Below are 20,324 nucleotides of genomic sequence, written 5' to 3'. Positions count from 1 at the left end.
GCAGAACAATCATGGACTGGACGGATCGTGTCGGCATCGTGACCGGCGCCGCGTCGGGCATCGGCGCGGCCACGGCCCTGCGCTTCGCCGCGCGCGGCATGCACGTGATCGGGTTCGACATCGACGAGGCGGGCCTGGCCGCCACCCGCGAGGCGATCGAGCAGGCGGGCGGCACGGCCACCGCCGAGGTGGTCGACGTCGGCGACGACGAGGCGGTACGACGCGCCGTCGGCGGCATCGGGGCCGCGCACGGCCGCCTGGACGCGGTGGTCAACTGCGCGGTGAACTTCCTGGCCCGGGGGCTGGACGTGACGCCGCCGGAGTGGGACCGGGTGCTCCGGGTCAACGTGCAGGGCATCAGCAACGTGGTGCGGGCGGCGCATCCGCTGCTGGCCCGCTCAGAGGCGGGGGCGATCGTCAACACCGCCAGCGTCTCCGCCCACGTCGCCCAGCCGGCGCGGTGGACCTACAACACCACCAAGGGCGCCATCCTGACGCTGACCAAGTGCATGGCGATGGATCTCGCCCCGGACGGCATCCGGGTCAACGCGGTCAGCCCGGGATGGATCTGGACGCCCGAGGTGAGCCGGGCCGCGCACGGCGACCGGGCCGCCTGGGAACCGATCTGGGGCCGCTTCCACCTGCTGCGCCGCCTGGGCGAACCGGACGAGGTGGCCCGCGCCATCGCCTTCCTGTGCTCCAGCGACGCCAGCTTCATCACCGGCGTGGAACTGCCCGTGGACGGCGGCTATCTGGCCATGGGTCCTGAGGGCCTGGGCGAGGACTCCAGCTTCGCCGGATCCGCTCCGGCGACGCGCACCGACAGCGATTCGAGGGACCCGCGTTGAACACGCACATCGTCATCACCGACACCAACCTGGGGGACGGCTCCATCGAGCGCGACGTCCTGGTCCCCGTCTTCGAGGTGAGCCACCACGACGCCAGGACCGAGGAGGAGGTGCTCAAGGTAGGCGCGGACGCCGACGGCCTGCTGGTGCAGTGGGCGCCGCTGACCGAGCGGGTCCTTTCCGGGCTGCCCCGGCTGCGCGCGGTCGTGCGGTACGGGATCGGCCTGGACAACATCGACCTGGCCGCCGCCGCCCGGCTGGGCATCGAGGTCCGCAACGTGGACGACTACTGCCTGGCCGAGGTGGCCGACCACGCGGTCGCGTCGGTCTACGCCCACAACCGCAGGCTCACCGCGGCGAGCCGCTCCTACACCGTCAGGGGATGGACCACCGAGGGCATCGCCGCGCCGCTGCCCCCCGGCGAGGACCCGGTCGGCATCGCCGGGTTCGGGCGGATCGGCCGTGCGGTCGCCCGGCGCGCCACCGCACTCGGCTTCCCGGTGCACGTGTGGGATCCGTACGTCACCGACCTGCCCTCCGACGTCACCGGACATACGACGCTGTCCGGCCTGGCCGCGGCCGTCAACCACCTCACGCTGCACGTGCCCTCGACCGAGCAGACCCGCGGCATCGTCGGCCGGGCGGTGCTCGACGCGCTCGGCCCGGCCGGGCATCTGGTCAACACCGCCAGGGGCGCCCTGGTGGAGGAGGCCGCGCTGCTGGCCGCACTGGAGGCGGGCACGCTGGGCTTCGCCTCGCTGGACGTACTGGCCGGGGAGCCGCCGTCCGGGATCTCGGCGGAGCTGGCCGGGCACGACCGCGTGCTGGTGACCCCGCATGTCGCCTACCTCTCGACGCGGTCGCTGCCGATGCTCCAGCGGCGGGCCGCCGAGATCATGCGCGACCTGCTGACGGCGGCGGGCTGAGACGATGCGCGCTCTCGTCTTCACCAAGCCGAGCACCGTCGAACTGCTCGATGTCCAGGACCCCCCGCCGGTCGACGGTGAGGTCCTGGTCAAGGTCCGCGCGGTCGGCATCTGCGGCAGCGAGTTGCACGGCATCCGGGACAGCGGCTTCCGGCGGCCACCACTGATCATGGGTCACGAGTTCGCCGGGACCACCCCCGACGGCCGCCGGGTCACGGTCAACCCCCTGCTCAGCTGCGGGGCGTGCGACCTGTGCCTGATGGGCCGCGACCATCTCTGCCGCGAGCGAGCGATCCTGGGCATCCACCGGCCGGGGGCGTTCGCCGAGTACGTCTCCGTGCCGGAGAAGGCTCTGCATCCGCTCGCGCCGTCCATGTCGTTCGAGACGGCGGCGGTGATCGAGCCGCTGGCCAACGGCGTGCACGCGCTGAACCTGGCCCGCCCGGCCGAGGGCGCCCGCGTCGCCGTGCTGGGCGCCGGCACGATCGGCCTGGTCTCCATGCTCGTGGCCAGGCGGTTCTCCGACCAGGTGGTGGTCTGCGATCTGTCGAGGGAGCGGCTGGAGGTGGCCGGGCGCCTGGGCGCGACCGCCGTCACCACGTCTCTTCAGGGTGAGTTCGACATCGTCGTGGACGCCGTCGGCGCGGCGGCGACGCACCGTATGTCGGTGCAGCACCTGCGCCCGGGTGGCACGGCCGTGTGGGTGGGGCTGCTCAGCAGCGATGCCGCCTTCGACGGGCAGAAGATCGTTCGCGAGGAGAAGCATGTCGTCGGTTCGTACTGCTACACGGCGGCCGAGTTCGCCCAGGCGGTGAAGCTCGCCGAGGAGGTCGCGCTGGACTGGACGTCCTGTTTCGACCTGGCCGACGGCGCGGCCATCTTCGGTGAGCTGATGACGGGCCGCCAGGATGTCGTCAAGGCGCTGCTGCGCCCATGGGGAGAGGAGTGAGATGTTCGGTGTACGCCTGCTTCATCTGGGCGACGGAGACGTGCCGGGTCCAGAGGTGTACTGGATGTCGGACTGGGACCAGTGGTACCGGCTGGCCTTTCAGGCCGTGCTGATCCAGGGCGAAGGGGTCACCGCGCTCATCGGCACGGGACCGGCCGAGGACCTCGGCCCGATGAACGAACAGTGGGCCGGTTTCCTCGGCGAGCGCGCGGCGATGCGGCGCGAGCAGGGCCAGTGGCTGCCCGACCAGCTGGCCGCGCACGGGGTCGCGCTGGAGGAGGTCACCCACGTCCTGCTGACGCCGTTGCAGCTCTACACCACCTCGAACATCCCGCTGTTCCCGAATGCACGGTTCTGCCTGACCGAGCGTGGTTGGACCCACTTCCACCGCACCAAGCGGCACCCGCACGACGACCGCTGGTCCTGCCTGCCGCCGCACGTGCTGAGTTATCTCACCCACGACGCGTGGGATCGGGTCCGGCTGCTCGCAGACGAGGACGAGGTGGTGCCGGGGATCCGCACCTGGTGGACCGGCTCGCACCACCGGGCCTCCATGGCCGTGGAGATCGACAGCACGGCGGGCGTGGTCACGGTGACCGACGCCTACTTCACCCGCCGCAACCTCGACACCGACCAGCCCATCGGGATCTGCGAGAACATCTACGAGGCGATGGCGGCCCACGAGCGGGTCCGCAGGGTGGCCGACGTGCCGCTGACCATCTACGACGCCGACCAGCTCATCCGCTACCCGGACGGCGTCGTCGCGGCGGTCCCCGGTTCGTGACCGGGATCCGCCCGCCGACGCCCCGGCTGATCGGTTCGCGCCAGGTCGGCCCGGTCGGGCTGGGCGGCGCCCGCTGGTCCCTGGCCGCGGAGCCGGACGAGGCAGCCGCGCTCGCGACGCTGCACGCCGCCGTCGACGCCGGGGTGACGCTGGTGGACACCGCGCCCGCCTACGTCCCGGCCTCGTGTCCTGGGCGCAGCCACAACGAGGAGCTGATCGCGCGGGGCCTGGCCGCTCACCCGCGCGGCTCCTCGGTCCTGGTGGCCACCAAGGGCGGGCACTGGCGCGACCCGAGTGGCGGATTCCCGGTCGACGCCCGGCCGGAGACCCTGCGGCGGCACTGCCTGGGCAGCCTCGCCGCGCTCGGCGTCCCGCGGATCGACCTGTACCAGTTGCACTGGCCCGATCCGGAGGTGCCGATCGCCGACAGCGTCGGCGCGCTGGCCCGGTTGCGTGAGGAAGGTCTTGTCGAGCTCGTCGGGGTCTGCAACGTCGGGCTCGTTCAGCTACGGGAGGCCACCGCGCGGACCCGGGTCGACGCGGTGCAGAACCGCTTCTCCGTGCTGGACCGCGCCGATCGCGCGGTGCTGGACCACTGCACCGCGCACGGCATCGCCTACCTCGCCTACTCGCCGTTCGGCGGGCCCGCCGGGGCGCGCGGCCTGGCCGGCCGTCTGCCCGCGCTTGGCGAGATCGCGCTGGCGCGTGGCGTGAGCGCGCACGAGGTGGCCATCGCCTGGCTGCTGGCCCAGTCTCCGGTGATCGTTCCCATCGTCGGCGCCGGGCGCCCGGCCAGCGTCGCCACCGCCGTACGGGGGGCCGGGCTCGTCCTGAGCGAGGAGGAGCTGCGGTCGCTGGACCGGGCGGAGCCGCCGACTCAGAACGCGGGCTGGTAGTCCACCACCTTCTGCTCCTGCCGGCCCAGCCCGTCGATCTCCATGCTCACCACGTCGCCGGCCTTGAGGTACGGAAAGCGGCCGGAGAGGCCGACGCCCTCGGGCGTGCCGGTACTGATGACGTCGCCGGGCAGCAGCAGCATGTGGTGGCTCAGATGCACGATCAGCTCGGGAACCGAGAAGATCATGTCGGCGGTGCTGGAGTCCTGCCGCGGCTCGCCGTTCACCCAGGAGCGCAGCCGCAGCCGGTCGGGCCGGAGCTCGGCCGCGGGCCGCAGCACCGGGCCGAGCGGGTTGAACGTCTCGGCGCACTTGCCCTTGGACCACTGCCCGCCCGACACCTCAAGCTGGAACGCCCGCTCCGACAGGTCGTTGGAGAGCGCGTAGCCCGCCACGTAGTCGAGGGCCTCGGACGGGTCGCTCAGATAGCGTGGCGTGCGCTTCATCACCACGGCGAGCTCGACCTCCCAGTCGGTCTTGACCGAGCCGGCAGGGAGGATCACCTCGTCGTCCGGGCCGACCACGCAGCCCGGGTGCTTCAGGAAGACCACTGGCTGCTCCGGCGGGGCCGCGCCGGACTCGGCCGCGTGGGCGGCGTAGTTCATCCCGATGCACACCACGGCGGCCGGTCGCGCGATGGGCGACCCGATCCGCTGCCCGGCCGTGTCGGCCTCCGCGAGCCCGCCCGTGACCAGGGCGGCGGCGACCCGCTCGATGCCGTCGGCCGCGAAGAACGCGCCGTCAAGGTCGGTGGTCAGCGAGGTGAGGTGGTATTCGCGACCTTCGTGCCGTACGCCGGGACGTTCTGACCCGGCGGGGCCGAACCGGAAGAGTTCCATGTCAGTCCTTATGCCTTATGCGTTGCCGCTCGCGCCGTCCTGGTAGCCCATGCGCAGCGAGAGCTGGTGAGCGGTCGAGCGGACGTTGTCGATGGTCGTGGCGATGAGCGCCGGCGTCTTACGCATCTCGGGGATCGAGACGCTGATCGCGGCGCGGCTGCCGCCCCGGTGGCCGCTGAAGGAGGCGGCGATGCAGAACACGCCGGGGGTGTACTCGGAGTTGTCGGTCGCGTAGCCGTTCTCGCGCACCTCGCGCACGGCGGCGAGCAGATGGGGCAGCGACTTGATGGTCTGCGGGGTGTACTGGACGAAGCGGATCTCGGCGAATCGTTCCCGGATCTCCTCGTCGTCGAGCTGGCCGAGCAGGGCCTTGCCGATCCCGGTGGCGTAGGCCGGCAGGCGGACGCCGACGCGGGAAGCGAGCCGCAGCTGGTGGTCGGGGTCGACCTTGGCGATGTAGACGTTGTCCGTACCGTCGAGCGTGGCCAGCTGGACGGTCTCGTTCAAGGTGTCCCGCAGCGTCTCCATGTACGGCAGCGCCGCCTGCTCCAGATCGGAGACCGCGACGTAGCTCTGGCCCGCCTGCCACAGCCGGATGCCGACGCGGAAGCGTCGCGTCTCGGCGTCCTGTTCCAGGAACCCGCGGGTGACCATCGTGACGAGCAGCGTGTAGGTGCTGCTTTTCGGGATCTCCAGCCGGCGCTGGATCTCGGTCAGGGTCAGGCCGTCGCGATGGTCGGTCAGCAGATCCAGAATCGCGAGGGTACGGTCTGCCGACTTGACAAGTGGGTTCATAACAATGGAAGGCCGTTCATGTAGGTAAACCGGGGTTCGGTCAGTGGTACCTTACTCGGTTCGCTGACGCACAGGGAGAAGCCAGGAAAGGTCCGGCCGACCGCCCCGTGCGGGGGGCCACGCTCCCGGCCGGCGGCGCTAGCCGACATCGGCACGGGCCCGCAACAGCACCTTTCGGATCTTGCCGGAGGACGTCTTGGGCAGCTCCCCGAACTCGATCCGGTCCGGTGCCTTGAACGCGGCGAGCCGGCCGCGCACGTACGCGCGCAGCTCCTCCGCCGAGGCCTGCGCGCCGGGGCGCAGGGTCACGAAGGCCACCGGGCGCTCGCCCCAGCGATCGTCGGGAACGCCGACCACCGCCGCCTCCAGGACCGCCGGATGGCCGGCCAGGGCCGCTTCGACCTCGATCGAGGAGATGTTCTCCCCGCCGGAGATGATGATGTCCTTGGCGCGGTCGCGCAGTTGCAGGTAGCCGTCCGGATGCAGCACGCCGAGGTCGCCGGTGCGGAACCAGCCGTCGGGCGCGGCGGCCCGGGTGGCCTTCTCGTCCCGGTAGTAGCCGAGCATCACCGTGTTGCCCCGCAGCGCGACCTCGCCGATCGTCTCCCCGTCCCACGGCACGTCCAGGCCATCGGCGTCGAGGACGCGCATCGCGGACGACACCAGGTTCGAGACGCCCTGGCGGGCGCGCAGCGGCGCCTGCTCGTCGTCGGGCAGGGCCGACCACTCCGGCCGCCAGTCGCAGATGGCCGCCGGGCCGAACGTCTCGGTCAGGCCGTACAGGTGGGTGACGTCGAAGCCGACCCGGGCGCAGCCCTGGAGCAGGGTGGGCGACGGCGGCGCGCCGCCGACCGCGACCGTCACCCGGTGGCCGTCGAACGCCGCGGGGGCGGCCTCGACCAGGGAGATCAGCACGGTGGGCGCGGCGCACAGCATGGTGACCCGCTCGGCGGCGATCAGCTGCCACACCCGGGGTGGGTCGACTTTGCGCAGGCAGACGTGGACGCCGCCGGCGGCCGTGACCGCCCAGGGGAACGCCCAGCCGTTGCAGTGGAACATCGGCAGCGTCCAGAGGAAGACGGCCTCCGATGTGAGGCGGAAGTGACCGACCATCGCCAGGGCCTGGAGGTAGGCGCCCCGGTGGTGGTACATGACCCCTTTGGGGGGACCCGTGGTTCCGCTGGTGTAGTTCAGGGCCATCAGTGCGCGCTCGTCCGTCACGGGCACCCGGTGCGGCGCGGCGTCGGCGCGCAGCGCCTCGTACTCTCCCGGGTCCACGACTCTCAGGTCCTCCAGCGGTTCGGCGACCGCCGCGGCGAGTTCGGCGAACTCGGGATCGAACAGCAGCAGCCGGGCGCCCGAGTGCCGGATGATGTGACGCAGTTCCTCGGCGGAGAGCCTGATGTTGAGGGTGACCAGCACCGCCCCCGCGTACAGCACGCCGAAATGCGACTCCAGTAGCAGCGGGGTGTTGGCGGCGAGCACGGCGACGCGGTCGCCCGGCCGCACGCCCAGACCGGCGAGCGCGCCCGCCTGGCGCAGGCACCGCAGGTGCAGCTCGCGGTAGGTCAGCCGGAGCGGCCCGTCGATCACCGCTGTGCGGTCGGCGTGGACCGCCGCGGCCCGGTCGAGGAAGGCCGTCGGGGTGAGGGCATCGAAACTCAGGGCGGCGGCGATGCCCGCGCCGGGCGTCTGACTGACATGAGTCGACACGACAACTCCACCTCTCTTGCCGGACGTCGCGGCCCATTGTCAGTCGGGTTCCATATGCTGTCAAGCTGTTTATATATGTGAACTTTGCGAGGGTGTCGTGAGAGGATCCCGCGGTGTTCGTGGACTGTTCGGAGAGCTCGGAGAGCAGGGGGCCTGGGCGCCCTCGCGCCCTCCGGGAAAGGCGGGGCCGGGTCAGTCGTCGGAGGCGACGATGACGGCCAGGGAGCCCTCGCTCCGGTCGATCAGGACGAGTTCGTGGAACTCGCCGAGGATCCATCCCAGGTCGTCGTCGCGGGCCGCCTCGTCGAGGTCGCGGAGGCGGTAGCGGGAGGTGGCCGCGCGGATCAGCCGGTAGACCTCGGTCTCCAGATCGTGGGCGACGGCCTCGGGGAGATCGGTGTATCTGTCGGCCCAGGTACGGATCGTGGCGGAGGCGGTTTCCGTGTCGACGTCCTCGAAGGAGGCGGCCGAGAGCGCGTCGAGGCGGTAGGGGCCGTGCACCGACCCGTCGCCCTTCCAGGAGTCGGAGCCAAGGTAGTCGTCCCGGTACAGCTGGTGGGAGAGCAGTGCGGTGAGCAGCGGTTCGTCGTCCTGCCCGGAGGCGATACGGAAGTGCTTCACGTCCACCCAGCGGTAGGTCCTGTCCTTGAAGTTGACCAGGGTGGTCGAGGTGAACGCCAGTTGCTCCATGGTTGTGACGATAGTGACTTCCAGGACCTGTTGATCACCGGTCGACCGAAGCGGACGAGCGGCTGGGAAACGAGGTGCCCAAGAGCAGGAAGGCGCCGAAGCAGGCACGGCCGGTCCGCGGTGACCGGGACGGTCGTCAGGTCGACGCCGATTCTCTCTTTTAGTCAACATTCATAACAAATGCAGACTCGATATGGTTTGCCGACTAATCGCTTAATGGAAAGAGCGGCAATGACCGGTAGCCGTTGGACGGAGGCCGACGTCTCTGACCGCCCCCGGAGGGATCCGTTCCAGTGCCGGCTCGCACGCCGTCGCCGCCTGGACCCGGCTGCGGGCGAGGTCCGAGCGCCTGACAGGGATCGTGTACGAGCTGTGATCGACCTGAACGTGTCGATCGAGATGGCACATCCGGCGGCCGAGATATGGCGGATCATCGCCGACTTCGGCCAGGACCCCCGATGGCGCGCGGGCGTGACCACCATGGCGCCGGACCCGCCGGGCCTCGTCGTTCCGGGCACCACCGCGGACGAATCCATCACTTTCGGGGGCCGTGTCCACCACACCGGCAGCGTGGTGACCTCGGTGGTTCCCGGGACGGAGTTCGCCTGGCGGATGATCTCGGGGATCGACGCCGAGGGTGGCAGGTCGGTCGTGCCGCTGGCCGGCGACCGGTGCCTGGTGACCGTTCACCTCAGGATCAGGCTCCGCGGCCTGCAGCGCCTGCGTGTCCCCTTTCTCAGACGCGGGCTCAGGCACAAGCTCCAGCAGGACGTCCGCCGCCTCAACGACCTGGTCATCGCGCGCGCGTGACCGTCACTCGTCCAGGATCGAACCGACCTGGCGCAGGGTGAGGCCGAGATCCTTCAGGGCGCAGATCAGGACAGCTGGGACCGCTACGTGGCGAGCCAGTGGTGGACGCTGAGTGACTGGCTGCGTGACAACCCCGACGATGCCGACGTCGAGGAGGTGCGCGACTTCCTGGAGCGCCGCCGCCGCTCGCATGTCGAGTACGGCAGGAGACACCTCGGCCGGGGTGTCTTCGTGCTGCGCCGCCGTTGACGGCTACTGACGGGTAGGAATAGGTTCCCAGAGACCGGCTGGTCGCTTCGAGGGAGCTTGCATGCGGGTGCGGGACAAGGTCGTGGTGGTGACCGGGGCCTCGAGCGGGATCGGCCGGGCGATGGCCCGCAGGTTCGCCGCCGAGGGGGCCACCGGCGTGGTCGTGGCCGACCTCGACGCGGCTGGTGCGACCGCGGTGGCCAAAGAGATCGGTGACCAGGCGGTCGCGGTACGGGCGGATGTGTCGGTCGAGGAGGACGTGCGCGGCCTGGTCACCACCGCCGAGAGCGCCTTCGGCCCGATCGGGCTGTTCTGCTCCAACGCCGGCGTCACCACCGGCCGCGGGCTCGACGCCACGACCTCGGACTGGACCCGGACGATCGCGGTGAACGTCCTCGCCCACGTCTACGCGGCACGCGCGGTCATGCCCGGCATGGTCGAGCGCGGCGAGGGCTACCTGCTCAACACCTGTTCGGCCGCCGGGCTGGTGAGCTGCCCCGGAGACGCCCCCTACGCCGTGACCAAGTCGGCGGCGATCTCCTTCGCCGAGTGGGTGTCCATCCACTACACGACCAGGGGCGTCAAGGTCAGCGTGCTCTGCCCGCAGAGCGTGCGCACCGCCATGTTCGAGCGAGGTATCGCCGAGGACCATCTCAGCGCGAGGGCGGCGGGCGCGTCGGGACCCATCCTCGACCCGGAGGCCGTGGCCGACACGGTGGTCGACGGCCTCGCCGCCGAGCGGTTCCATATCTTCCCGCCCCCCGAGGTCGCCGGCTTCGTCCAGCGCAAAGCCGAGGACCCCGACCGCTGGCTGACCGGAATGGCGTATTTCGTCGACTCGTTGAGGACGTGATCATCAACGTCCGGCCCGCCTGCCCCGGCTCGACCGGGCTCAGTTCCCGGCGGTGGGGTCGCCGACCTGACCGATGAACAGCGGGGTCAGCGTCGGCCGGTGGACGATCGCGAAGGCGAACGGGTGGTCGGCGCGGACCTCGGCCTCGGGCACGGCGGGGGCCGACACGGTGAAGGCGAGGCCGGTGACGGCGGCGGCCTCGGTGCCCCACTCGTCCACGGTGATGTTGGCGCGGTGGACGGCCTGGTCAAGAGAGGCGTCGTCGGTGATACCGGAGTAGTCGGCCCCCCGCAGTCCCAGCTTCCCGAGCGGCTCCGTCAGGTCCAGGCTCGTGGAGAAGTCCCAGCGTGGCATGGCGAGCCTCACCGGCCGTTCCCTGAGCCCGCCGGCCACCTGTGCCATTACGGCGGGAGAGAGCAGGTCGCCGGGAGAGCCGCCCGCTCGCGGCACGAGAACCCACATGGCCAGGTCACCGCCGGCATACCGCAGCTCCACGGCCTGCCAGCCGGGCCCCGCCGCGTACGGGAGGCCGCCGTCGCGGCGCATCAGGGCCGTACGCACGGCCGTACCGTCCGCGCGGGTGAAGGAGGCGCCTTCCTCGGCTGGTTCGACGAACGGAGTCGTCCACTCGGCCTTGAGGTAGAGGGCGTTGGCGATGACCAGCCTGGTTCGCGGGTCCAGGTTGCCGAACACCTTCCTGATCCGCCCGGCCGTCTGCTCCTCGACCCAGGCGTCGATGACCTTCGCGCCGTCCCCGGCGAAGTCCACCTGGCGCACGCCCGCACCGTACTGCGCCGCGAGCGTGCGCAGGAACTCCGCCTTGACGCCCAGGCCCTCCTGGGTGAACAGCCCGTTGGCCATGCCGACGATCGCCGCTTCGGGGGTATCCCCGGCATCCCGCTCCGTGCCTGGGACAACAGGGTGGGGTGGCGGGTCCTCGGTCGTGATGATCTGCCTGGTGAGCGCGTTGAGCGAGGTGTGCGGTCCTGCTGAGGGGAAGCCGAAGACCCTGTCGAGCTCGGTCGCGGTGTCCTTGGAGGCACCCGCCCTCGCCAGGCCGAAGGCGTAACCGATGCTCAGGGGCGACAGGACCGCGTTGGCGCCGGGGCTCGCGGTCGCGGCGAACAGGGCGTGTCCGAAGGACGTCAGACCACGCACGGTCTCCGCGACCGGAGGGTTCTCCGGGACCTCCCGCCGCACCCCCTCCGCGGTGATCACGTTGGGCTCGGCCATGGCACACGACGAGAGGACGGCGACGGCCAGCAGGGCGGGAAACAGTCGGCGCATGCTTCTAACACGTATGTCGCCGCACGGTGGTTCACCATCGGTGTGGCGGGTGACGTCAGGTGAGTGCGGCGAAGGCGCCCGCCCCGATGAGGGTGGCCCCAGCAGCCGCCAGAGGCCGAAGGCGCACACCACGGCCGCCACACCGTACGAGACCGCTTTCGGCGGACAGACGGAGAGGTACGGGGGACATTGTCGCCCCGTACCTCTCCGTCTGTCGGTTCTATCTGTCAGTCGACGGCCACCTGTCCTGCGCAACCGTTCCCGAACGCCACTTTCTTGGTCCTAGAGACCTTCGGAGCGAACCACTGGGCCGGGAGGTGTCAATCGACCTGTTCCATGAGACCCCTGGAGAACCTCAGCAGATTTTCGTAGGAGTGCAGACATGCATGGGAGTCCAGATGATCGGGGCAGTGATAATCGGCACCCTGATAATCGGCGTCCTGATAGCCGGTGGCCTGGTCGTCGGGGTACTCAAAGTTCCCGATCCGGGCGGTCCGGGCGGTCCTTGCGGGCCTTCCGGTCCTTGCGGTCCTGTTGGTCCTTCGGGTCCGGGTGCGCCGTCGGCGCCTGCCGGTCCGGGTGCGCCGTCGGCGCCTGCCGGTCCGGGTGCGCCGTCGGCTCCCGCGGGTCCTTGTGGTCCTTCGGGTCCGGGTGCGCCGTCAGCTCCCGCGGGTCCGGGTGCGCCGTCGGCTCCCGCGGGTCCTTGCGGTCCTTCGGGTCCTTGTGGTCCTGCGGGTCCTTCGGGTCCGGGTGCGCCGTCGGCGCCTGCCGGTCCGGGTGCGCCGTCGGCTCCCGCGGGTCCTTGCGGTCCTTCGGGTCCTTGCGGTCCTTCGGGTCCTTGTGGTCCTGCGGGTCCTTCGGGTCCGGGTGCGCCGTCGGCGCCTGCCGGTCCGGGTGCGCCGTCGGCTCCCGCGGGTCCTTGCGGTCCTTCGGGTCCTTGCGGTCCTTCGGGTCCTTGTGGTCCTGCGGGTCCTTCGGGGCCGGGTGCGCCGTCGGCGCCTGCCGGTCCTTGTGGTCCTTCGGGTCCGGGTGCGCCATCAGCGCCTGCCGGTCCGGGTGCGCCGTCGGCGCCTGCCGGTCCGGGTGCGCCGTCAGCTCCCGCGGGTCCGGATGCGCCGTCGGCGCCTGCCGGTCCGGGTGCGCCGTCGGCTCCCGCGGGTCCTTGCGGTCCTTCGGGTCCTTGTGGTCCTGCGGGTCCTTCGGGTCCGGGTGCGCCGTCAGCTCCCGCGGGTCCGGGTGCGCCGTCGGCGCCTGCCGGTCCGGGTGCGCCGTCGGCTCCCGCGGGTCCTTGCGGTCCTTCGGGTCCTTGCGGTCCTGCCGGTCCTTGTGGTCCTGCGGGTCCTTCGGGTCCGGGTGCGCCGTCGGCGCCTGCCGGTCCGGGTGCGCCGTCGGCGCCTGCCGGTCCGGGTGCGCCGTCAGCGCCTGCCGGTCCGGGTGCGCCGTCAGCTCCCGCGGGTCCGGGTGCGCCGTCGGCGCCTGCCGGTCCGGGTGCGCCGTCGGCTCCCGCGGGTCCTTGCGGTCCTTCGGGTCCTTGCGGTCCTGCCGGTCCTTGTGGTCCTGCGGGTCCTTCGGGTCCGGGTGCGCCGTCGGCGCCTGCCGGTCCGGGTGCGCCGTCGGCGCCTGCCGGTCCGGGTGCGCCGTCAGCGCCTGCCGGTCCGGGTGCGCCGTCAGCTCCCGCGGGTCCGGGTGCGCCGTCGGCGCCTGCCGGTCCTTGTGGTCCTTCGGGTCCGGGTGCGCCGTCAGCGCCTGCCGGTCCGGGTGCGCCGTCAGCTCCCGCGGGTCCGGGTGCGCCGTCGGCGCCTGCCGGTCCTTGTGGTCCTTCGGGTCCGGGTGCGCCATCAGCGCCTGCCGGTCCGGGTGCGCCGTCAGCTCCCGCGGGTCCGGGTGCGCCGTCGGCGCCTGCCGGTCCTTGTGGTCCTTCGGGTCCGGGTGCGCCGTCAGCGCCTGCCGGTCCGGGTGCGCCGTCAGCGCCTGCCGGTCCGGGTGCGCCGTCAGCGCCTGCCGGTCCGGGTGCGCCGTCGGCGCCTGCCGGTCCGGGTGCGCCGTCGGCGCCTGCCGGTCCGGGTGCGCCGTCGGCGCCTGCCGGTCCGGGTGCGCCGTCGGCGCCTGCCGGTCCGGGTGCGCCGTCGGCGCCTGCCGGTCCGGGTGCGCCGTCGGCGCCTGCCGGTCCGGGTGCGCCGTCGGCGCCTGCCGGTCCGGGTGCGCCGTCGGCGCCTGCCGGTCCGGGTGCGCCGTCGGCGCCTGCCGGTCCGGGTGCGCCGTCAGCTCCCGCGGGTCCTTGCGGTCCTTCGGGTCCTTGTGGTCCTTCGGGTCCGGGTGCGCCGTCAGCTCCCGCGGGTCCTGCGGGTCCTTGCGGTCCTGTCGGTCCTTCAGGCCCCTCAGGTCCCTCAGGTCCGGTTGCGCCAGCGGGACCTCGTGGCCCCACCGGGCCTCTGGGGCCTACGGGTCCAGCAGGGCCCTGGACTCCATCAGGAATCCGGCACAGGAAGGTCGGCAGGCCCAGCCACTTGCACAGCGGGATGTAAGCCGAACCACTCGTGGTCGGCTGCAACGCACCCTGGATGATTGCCTTGGTGCTGGAGACGTCGCGTGCGGTGACTAGTCCGGGGATGGAGACGAAGTTCGTGCAAATAGTGGAAATCGCCAGAAGACAGGGGTCAACCTGTGCCCCCCTGGCGGATTCGATGATCTCGTGACGAGCCTGCGCCGAAGTCGGAAGTTGCGAATCAGCTGAAACTGGGACAGGGGAGTGCAGAAGAAGGACGGCCCCGGCGAGCGCGCCGCCCGCAAGGGTCCGTTTCATGAAAATAGACACGTGCGTTGTCTCTCCTGTTGCATTCAGAGAAAACGCTTTGCGACCATTCTTGGGAAGCTTAAGGGGTGGTGGGAGAAGCGTCGGTCGAATCAGGCGTGGAAGCTTGATAAGGGGTGCGCGTTTCTTTGCTTTCCGTAAAATTGAAGCACCACATAAAAGCTCAATATACTTGTTGTGCTAATTAATTGGATAAGTGAATCATATTCACCAAAGTCGGATAATAGGGTGGCTGGACTGTGGTTGGACGTAGCTCTCGACGCCGTCCAGAACCGGCTGTGAGTCGAGGTCGGAGCCGTCGTCGTCGTCGTTGAAAACGCTCGCTCGCGGAATACGCTCCATCGTTGAGAAGTGTCCGTCATACATGATCTTCGTGCGTCGTACGCGTGACGTTGCGCGATATGCGCGGCTGGGAGATTCTCGGCCCGAATGGGGCGAAGTTTTTATGATTACGAGACGGAGGTGGAAGGTGGGCTCGCGTGGCAGGGCGACACCGGGGCGCGGAACGCCCGGCGATAGCCCGAGTGGGAGGTGCGCATTGCCCGGCACCGGACACGCGGGTCGCGAAGATCGAAAACGAGTCGGGGAACGGCGTCGGTAAAGCGTGGTCTTCCCCGGCTTCAGCCGTGGGGAGGAGGTCAGGACGGGATGGGGATGTGGATCCTGGGCAGGCCCTTCGGCTCCTTGCCGGGATAGTCTCCACCCAGCATGGTGGCCACCGTGTAGAGATGCCAGGCCTGGTTGGGCTTCTTGAGGACGGGTTCGGCGAACAGCGTGCGAACCTCGTCGGGGTTGACGATGGGCGTCAGCAGGTCGAGGCGGCCCAGGACGTGGTCACGCATCAGGCCGGTCAGCTCCGCGCCGGGGCTGGTCCGCCAGTTCCAGCCACCGCCGCCGGTTTTCGGCGCGGTCAGCACCTGTGGTCTGCGCTGCCAGGGGTAGTACCGCTTCCCGGTGGTGAACCGCCACGGCTTGCCCTCGATCGGGATGTCCCCGAGCGACGGGGCCAGGACGCCGAGGAGCTCGTAGATGACCTCCTCCGACAGCCGCCAGGTCTGGTCGAGGCCCAGCGCGGCGCGGACCACCCGGTTGTCGAGGAACGGCCAGATCTGGTCGCCCCGGCGCAGCGAACCCGCCCGCGACCCCGCGTGCCAGCGGCCGACCTTGTAGGTGACGTACATGTGGTCGAGCGCCTCAAGCGGAGCCCGCTCTCGCCACGGCCCGGCCAGTTCGCGGGCGTGCTCGTTGGCCGCCTCGCTGAACAGCGCCGGATCCCGCAGGAAGGTCACGTCCACCCGGCGACGCAGCGCTTTCTCCCCCAGGTCGGACTGGAGCAGCAGCAGGCCGCCGGCTCGCAGGATCTCGCCGCTCTGCCCGGACATGGTCGGCCTGGCGCTGTAGGGGAGGTAGCCGACGACCGACTCGTACGCCGATGTCATCCCCTCGCAGGTGCGCAACGTCTCGTAGGCCCGCGCGAGCGGGTGCTCGACGACGATCGCGTCCTTCTTCTCGGCGCGGGCCGGAGGGATGACCGTGTGCTCGATGCGGAGTGCCCTGGCGACGCGCCTGGAGAGGATCACGTCGGGGTGGGTGTCCAGGCCGTTGGTGGTCGCGCGCAGCGGGATGCCGGCCGCGTGCAGCACCGCGGCGATCAGGCGGCTGTCCCTGCCACCGGTGAGCGCGAGGTTCACCGGTTCACCGGCCGCGCGCAGCGGCTCCACGGTGACCAGTAGCGCGTCGGCCAGCTCTCCGACGAGCTCCTTCTTCCGCCTGCGCGACTCCGGAACCGGCACGGCCGTCGGGAGCGGGGTCGTGGTGATCGTACGGGCGCCGCCCCTGATGGTCACCGACGAGGACGGCGGTAGCGCGCTCACCCCGAGGTAGGGCGTCTCGTCGGACAGGAAGTATCCCTGCCGGACCATCGACTGCAGCGCGAGCACGTCCCAGTCGACGCGCTCGCCGCAGGCGAGGTGGACCAGGAGTGCCCGGCTGCCGATCACGTGTACGTCGGGTGTCTCGGCGTGGTAGACCGGGCAGACCCGGTGGATCGCGGTGGCGGCCGACAGCTCGTCCTCCGTCGCCCGGAACACCGAGAAGCACCCGCCGACCGTCTCGGTGTCCAGTGTGGTCATGCCCGCCAGCCGGTTCACCTCGTCCGGTGCGGCCAGGTAGCCGTTCACCCCGGTCACCCGGTCGTGCCCGGTCACCAGCGGCGGGGGCTGCCGCGAGTCGTCAGGCTCGTTGGTCCAGGCGAACAGGGTGACGCCGGGGCGGTGCCACTCGCGTGACCTGATGACCTCCGGCGGTACGGGGAACGCGCTGTCGATCGCGCCCCTGACACGACGCAGCATCGTCTCCGGTATTCCGGCTACCGGGTGTTTGGCCGCGAGGCCGAGGTACACGCGCATGGTGCAGGATCCTATGTCGCGTTTTTTCGAGACAGCTAGTAGTACTTCGTTAGGTTACGAAGTGTTATGGAATGAATATGTTTGATGGCATACGTGGCAAGCGCCGGTCCATGTGGCGAGTAAAGTCTGGAGTTCGCCGAGGACCTGGTACAAGGTCAGGCCGGCGCAGGGGCTTTTGGGTCCAGTCGCAGTTCGGTGCAGAACGCCTGAGCCAGGGCGGCCAAGGTCACATGGCGGTGCCAGCCGAAGAAACTACGCCCCTCGAAGTGCTTGAGGCCAAGGCCGGTGTTGAGTTCCCGGTAGTCGTGCTCGATCCGCCATCGGATCTTGGCAAGCCGCACGATTTCACGCAGCGAAATCCCGGCGGGAAGATCGGTGATCCAGTAGCCGGTGGGTTCGGCTTCACCCGCCGGCCATTCCACCAGCAGCAAACGCTCGGGAACGCTGCCATCGGCACCGCGGGGGATGTCTTTGTTGGCCAGGCGAACCGGCAGGACCATGAACCGTGATCGCATTTTCGCGCCTGGATTGCCGCTGGTCTTTCTGGTGCCCCGCCGCCAGGTGACCCGCCGGAGATTCCCGCGGCCCGCCGCCAGCGCGAGGTTGCGCAGATTAGAGGGCTTATCTCGATAACGCGGCCTCGGCCGACGCCCTTGACCGCTGTATTCCGGCAGCTCGGGCAGCGCCTCCCCGGGGAAGGCCGACAGATCCTCGGAGACGGCCGCCACATACGACAGGCCACGGTCCTGCAATCCCAGCCGGAAAGCGGTGCAATCACCGTAACCGGAGTCAAAGACCACCGGAAGATCTGTGCCGACCCCCCACTCGTCGTACATCTGGTCGAGCATGTCCAGCGCCAGTCGCCACTTCTCCCGGTGGCCGACCTCCAAGGGAATCTTGCAGCGGTCACGGCGCCGGCGGACCACGTCCGCCTGAACCGCGTCGTCGATCTTGTCCGGATCCCACGACTCGGGGATGAACAGGCGCCAGTTGACCGCGGAGGAGGCATGGTCGGTGACCAGATGCGCGCTGACCCCGATCTGGCAGTTTCCGGTTTTTCCCAGTGCTCCGCAATACATCCGGGCCACTCCCGGGGAGTCCAGGCCGTCCTTTGGGAAACCGACGTCGTCGATGACGACCGCCCGCGGGCCGATCCGCTCCAGCGCCCAATGTGTGAGATTTTCCCGGACCGGTTCGTAATCCCAGGTCGAGTCGGCCATGAATTGCTGTAATCGCTGGGTGTCAACTCCCAGACGCTCCGCCATCGGATCCATCGACTTGCGTCGCCCATCCAGCATCAATCCCCGCACGTACGCCTCGCCGGTAGCCAGTTGATCACGGCGACGAAGCACTCTCCGCAGCATTTGACCTGCGAATGTCTCAAGCCGCGGGCGCACCGGCGCCATCTCCTCAGGTGTCACGAAAGCATGATCCCGAAGCGACATCCCAAAATGATCACGCTAGGTGATTATTAACCTAACGAAGTACTACTAGGAGATCGGCCGGACAGCATGGCCGCCGTGAACGAGATCCGGACGCCTCGCCGTTCGAGCGGGCGCTCGGGTTCAGCGGACGGGATCCGGCCTGGAAGCCCTGATCACGTGCCGAACACGGTTTGCGCTCGCTTGGGTCAAGCTCCCGGCGGGTGGATGGAAGGAGCCGTCGTAGGGGGTGACATGCATCCCTAGGAGGCGACATGAAGTCACGCCCGCTTGCCACCGCACTCGTCGTGATCGCCCTGCTGTCCGCCGCCTGCGGCGGGTCCTCGGACGGGACCGGATCCGCCGGCCAGCCGATGCCCGAATCCGGCAAGCCGGTCCCGCAGCCCACCCTCGCCGAAACCGGTGACCGGGACACCGCCGAGGTCGAGGCCCCCGAGGCCGTCGCCACCAGGCAACGTGACACCGCCACCGAGCAGATCTCCACCTTCGCCCTCGACGTGGACACGGCCTCGTACGGCTACAGCAGGCGGCTCCTCCAGGATGGCGGGCTGCCGGAGCCGGGCCAGGTCAGGCCCGAGGAGTTCGTCAACTCCTTCGCGCAGGACTACAGGGAGCCGGACGACGACGGCTTCACCGTGCACATGGACGGCGCTCGTACCCCAAAGAACGGCACCGCGCTGCTCCGCGTCGGCCTGCAGACCCGCAGGGCGGCCGCGGAGGCCCGGCGTCCGGCGAACCTCACCTTCGTGGTGGACGTGTCCGGTTCCATGAGCGAGCCCGGCAGGCTCGACCTGGTCAGGGAGGCCCTGCACAAGCTCGTCGACCAGCTCGGGCCCGGCGATCAGGTCTCCGTCGTGGCTTTCAGCGACCGGGCGGACACGGTCCTGTCCATGACCCCGGCAACTGACAGGGACCGGCTCCACGCCGCCGTCGAGCGCCTCGCCATAGGGCAGTCGACGAACCTGGAGGCGGGGTTGACCAGCGGTTACGCCGAGGCCGCGGCGAGCTTCAGGGCGGTGGCGGTCAACCGCGTCATCCTGCTCTCCGACGGACTGGCCAACGTCGGCGACACCACCTGGCAGGGCATCCTCGACCGGGTCGAGGATGCCGCCGGCAAGAAGATCACCCTGCTGTGCGTCGGCGTCGGCCGCGACTACGGCGACCGGCTGATGGAGCAGCTCGCCGACAACGGGGACGGTGCCGCGGTCTACGTCAGCTCCGTCGACGACGCGCGCAAGGTCTTCGTCGAGCAGTTCGCCACCAACCTCGACCTGCGTGCCCGCGACGCCAAGGCGCAGGTCGTGTTCAACCCCTCGGTCGTGGAGTCGTACCGCCTGATCGGCTACGAGAACCGGCAGCTCGCGACCGAGGACTTCCGTGACGATGCCAAGGACGGCGGCGAGATCGGTCCCGGTCACTCGGTGACCGCCCTGTACGAGGTGCGGCTGCGCGGCGGGGCGTCGGGTCAGCTGGCCACCGCCACCGTACGCTGGCAGGACCCTGACACCCGCGACCCCGCCGAGGCCAGTCGCTCCCTCGCGGCCGGTGACCTGGCGGCCTCGCTGTGGCGGGAGTCCGCATCGAGGTTTCAGGTTGACGTGGTGGCCGCGGGCTTCGCCGAATATCTCCGCACGGGTGAGGGGATCGCCGGAGCGGCGCCCAAGGACCTCGCCGCCCACGCAACCCGCCTGGCCGCGTCCACCGAGGATCCCGCGGTGACCGAGCTCGCCACGCTGATCGAGAGGGCCATGTCGCTACGGTAGGCCCTCGCCCGTGCGTGCCCGCGCCGCCCGTGCGCGCCCCGCCGCCCGAGGCGAGTAGGCACCCGTGGGCGGGCCGCCCCGGCGGTTACAGGGTGTGGGGTGATTTCCTATACACTGGCGTGGACGCCGGGCCGGGCCCGGCGGCATTCGGTTGACACCGAGGGGCTATGGCGCAGCTGGTAGCGCGCCTCCATGGCATGGAGGAGGTCTGGGGTTCGAATCCCCATAGCTCCACTCCTCACCGAAGGGCGGCCACGCGG

17 protein-coding genes and 1 tRNA gene are annotated in these 20,324 nt (G+C 70.2%); 10 read left to right on the top strand and 8 right to left on the bottom strand.

Going from position 1 to position 20,324, the window contains the following annotated elements; all coding sequences use genetic code 11:
• The first annotated feature begins 11 nt into the window (after positions 1 to 11).
• The 5 genes from OG884_RS05305 to OG884_RS05285 are packed head-to-tail and all read left to right on the top strand — an operon-like array spanning position 12 to position 4,403.
• Positions 12 to 848 (top strand): SDR family NAD(P)-dependent oxidoreductase, encoded by an 837-nt coding sequence (locus tag OG884_RS05305; RefSeq protein WP_326642710.1) that lies wholly within the window; start codon positions 12 to 14, stop codon positions 846 to 848.
• The gene (locus OG884_RS05300; protein WP_326642708.1) at positions 845 to 1,774 is read left to right on the top strand and encodes an NAD(P)-dependent oxidoreductase; all 930 of its coding nucleotides are present in this window, start codon (positions 845 to 847) and stop codon (positions 1,772 to 1,774) included. The genes OG884_RS05305 and OG884_RS05300 overlap by 4 nt, the downstream gene beginning before the upstream one ends.
• Before the next feature lie 4 nt (positions 1,775 to 1,778).
• Complete coding sequence (locus OG884_RS05295) at positions 1,779 to 2,723, top strand: zinc-dependent alcohol dehydrogenase (RefSeq protein WP_326642706.1); 945 nt, start codon at positions 1,779 to 1,781, stop codon at positions 2,721 to 2,723.
• A gap of 1 nt (position 2,724) precedes the next feature.
• Entirely contained in the window at positions 2,725 to 3,507 is a 783-nt protein-coding gene (locus tag OG884_RS05290; RefSeq protein WP_326642704.1) for a hypothetical protein, read from the top strand.
• Positions 3,504 to 4,403: an aldo/keto reductase gene (locus OG884_RS05285; RefSeq protein ID WP_326642702.1), complete on the top strand. Its 900-nt coding sequence runs from the start codon at positions 3,504 to 3,506 to the stop codon at positions 4,401 to 4,403. Before OG884_RS05290 ends, OG884_RS05285 begins: the two co-directional genes overlap by 4 nt.
• Here OG884_RS05285 and OG884_RS05280 read toward each other — a convergent pair.
• The 4 genes from OG884_RS05280 to OG884_RS05265 all read right to left on the bottom strand — a co-directional run bounded on the left by OG884_RS05280 (position 4,385) and on the right by OG884_RS05265 (position 8,440).
• Positions 4,385 to 5,242, bottom strand: coding sequence for a fumarylacetoacetate hydrolase family protein (locus OG884_RS05280; RefSeq protein ID WP_326642700.1), 858 nt, complete (start codon positions 5,240 to 5,242; stop codon positions 4,385 to 4,387). The genes OG884_RS05285 and OG884_RS05280 overlap by 19 nt on opposite strands.
• Before the next feature lie 15 nt (positions 5,243 to 5,257).
• Complete coding sequence (locus tag OG884_RS05275) at positions 5,258 to 6,037, bottom strand: IclR family transcriptional regulator (protein WP_326642698.1); 780 nt, start codon at positions 6,035 to 6,037, stop codon at positions 5,258 to 5,260.
• A gap of 138 nt (positions 6,038 to 6,175) precedes the next feature.
• Positions 6,176 to 7,750, bottom strand: a complete 1,575-nt coding sequence (locus OG884_RS05270; RefSeq protein WP_326642696.1) for an acyl--CoA ligase family protein — start codon at positions 7,748 to 7,750, stop codon at positions 6,176 to 6,178.
• 192 nt (positions 7,751 to 7,942) lie between these two features.
• Positions 7,943 to 8,440, bottom strand: a complete 498-nt coding sequence (locus tag OG884_RS05265; protein ID WP_326642694.1) for a hypothetical protein — start codon at positions 8,438 to 8,440, stop codon at positions 7,943 to 7,945.
• A gap of 372 nt (positions 8,441 to 8,812) precedes the next feature.
• On the opposite strand from OG884_RS05265, the gene OG884_RS05260 reads away from it, so the two are divergent.
• The 3 genes from OG884_RS05260 (at position 8,813) to OG884_RS05250 (ending at position 10,352) form a co-directional block, all read left to right on the top strand.
• A complete protein-coding gene (locus OG884_RS05260; protein ID WP_326642692.1) occupies positions 8,813 to 9,250 on the top strand; it encodes an SRPBCC family protein in 438 nt (145 codons plus the stop codon).
• A gap of 87 nt (positions 9,251 to 9,337) precedes the next feature.
• Positions 9,338 to 9,499 carry a hypothetical protein gene (locus OG884_RS05255; RefSeq protein ID WP_326642690.1) on the top strand — a complete coding sequence of 54 codons (162 nt, stop codon included), beginning with the start codon at positions 9,338 to 9,340 and terminating at the stop codon, positions 9,497 to 9,499.
• A gap of 61 nt (positions 9,500 to 9,560) precedes the next feature.
• The gene (locus OG884_RS05250) at positions 9,561 to 10,352 is read left to right on the top strand and encodes an SDR family oxidoreductase (protein ID WP_326642688.1); all 792 of its coding nucleotides are present in this window, start codon (positions 9,561 to 9,563) and stop codon (positions 10,350 to 10,352) included.
• A 39-nt stretch (positions 10,353 to 10,391) separates the two neighbouring features.
• Here OG884_RS05250 and OG884_RS05245 read toward each other — a convergent pair whose 3' ends face one another.
• The 4 genes from OG884_RS05245 to OG884_RS05230 form a co-directional block, all read right to left on the bottom strand.
• Positions 10,392 to 11,639: a serpin family protein gene (locus OG884_RS05245; RefSeq protein WP_326642686.1), complete on the bottom strand. Its 1,248-nt coding sequence runs from the start codon at positions 11,637 to 11,639 to the stop codon at positions 10,392 to 10,394.
• 471 nt (positions 11,640 to 12,110) lie between these two features.
• Positions 12,111 to 13,478: a hypothetical protein gene (locus tag OG884_RS05240; RefSeq protein WP_326642684.1), complete on the bottom strand. Its 1,368-nt coding sequence runs from the start codon at positions 13,476 to 13,478 to the stop codon at positions 12,111 to 12,113.
• 1,611 nt (positions 13,479 to 15,089) lie between these two features.
• Positions 15,090 to 16,859, bottom strand: coding sequence for an asparagine synthase-related protein (locus OG884_RS05235; RefSeq protein ID WP_326642682.1), 1,770 nt, complete (start codon positions 16,857 to 16,859; stop codon positions 15,090 to 15,092).
• A 155-nt stretch (positions 16,860 to 17,014) separates the two neighbouring features.
• Positions 17,015 to 18,280 carry an IS701 family transposase gene (locus OG884_RS05230; protein ID WP_326642681.1) on the bottom strand — a complete coding sequence of 422 codons (1,266 nt, stop codon included), beginning with the start codon at positions 18,278 to 18,280 and terminating at the stop codon, positions 17,015 to 17,017.
• 275 nt (positions 18,281 to 18,555) lie between these two features.
• Here OG884_RS05230 and OG884_RS05225 point away from each other — a divergent pair, with 275 nt between their 5' ends.
• Complete coding sequence (locus OG884_RS05225; RefSeq protein WP_326642680.1) at positions 18,556 to 20,064, top strand: vWA domain-containing protein; 1,509 nt, start codon at positions 18,556 to 18,558, stop codon at positions 20,062 to 20,064.
• A gap of 161 nt (positions 20,065 to 20,225) precedes the next feature.
• Positions 20,226 to 20,298, top strand: a tRNA-Ala gene (locus OG884_RS05220).
• Positions 20,299 to 20,324 lie beyond the last annotated feature (26 nt).

The sequence above is a fragment of the Streptosporangium sp. NBC_01755 genome (assembly GCF_035917995.1).
Lineage (GTDB): Bacteria > Actinomycetota > Actinomycetes > Streptosporangiales > Streptosporangiaceae > Streptosporangium.
Note: the sequence above shows the minus strand (reverse complement) of the source record. Positions and strands in the feature narration are given on the sequence as shown.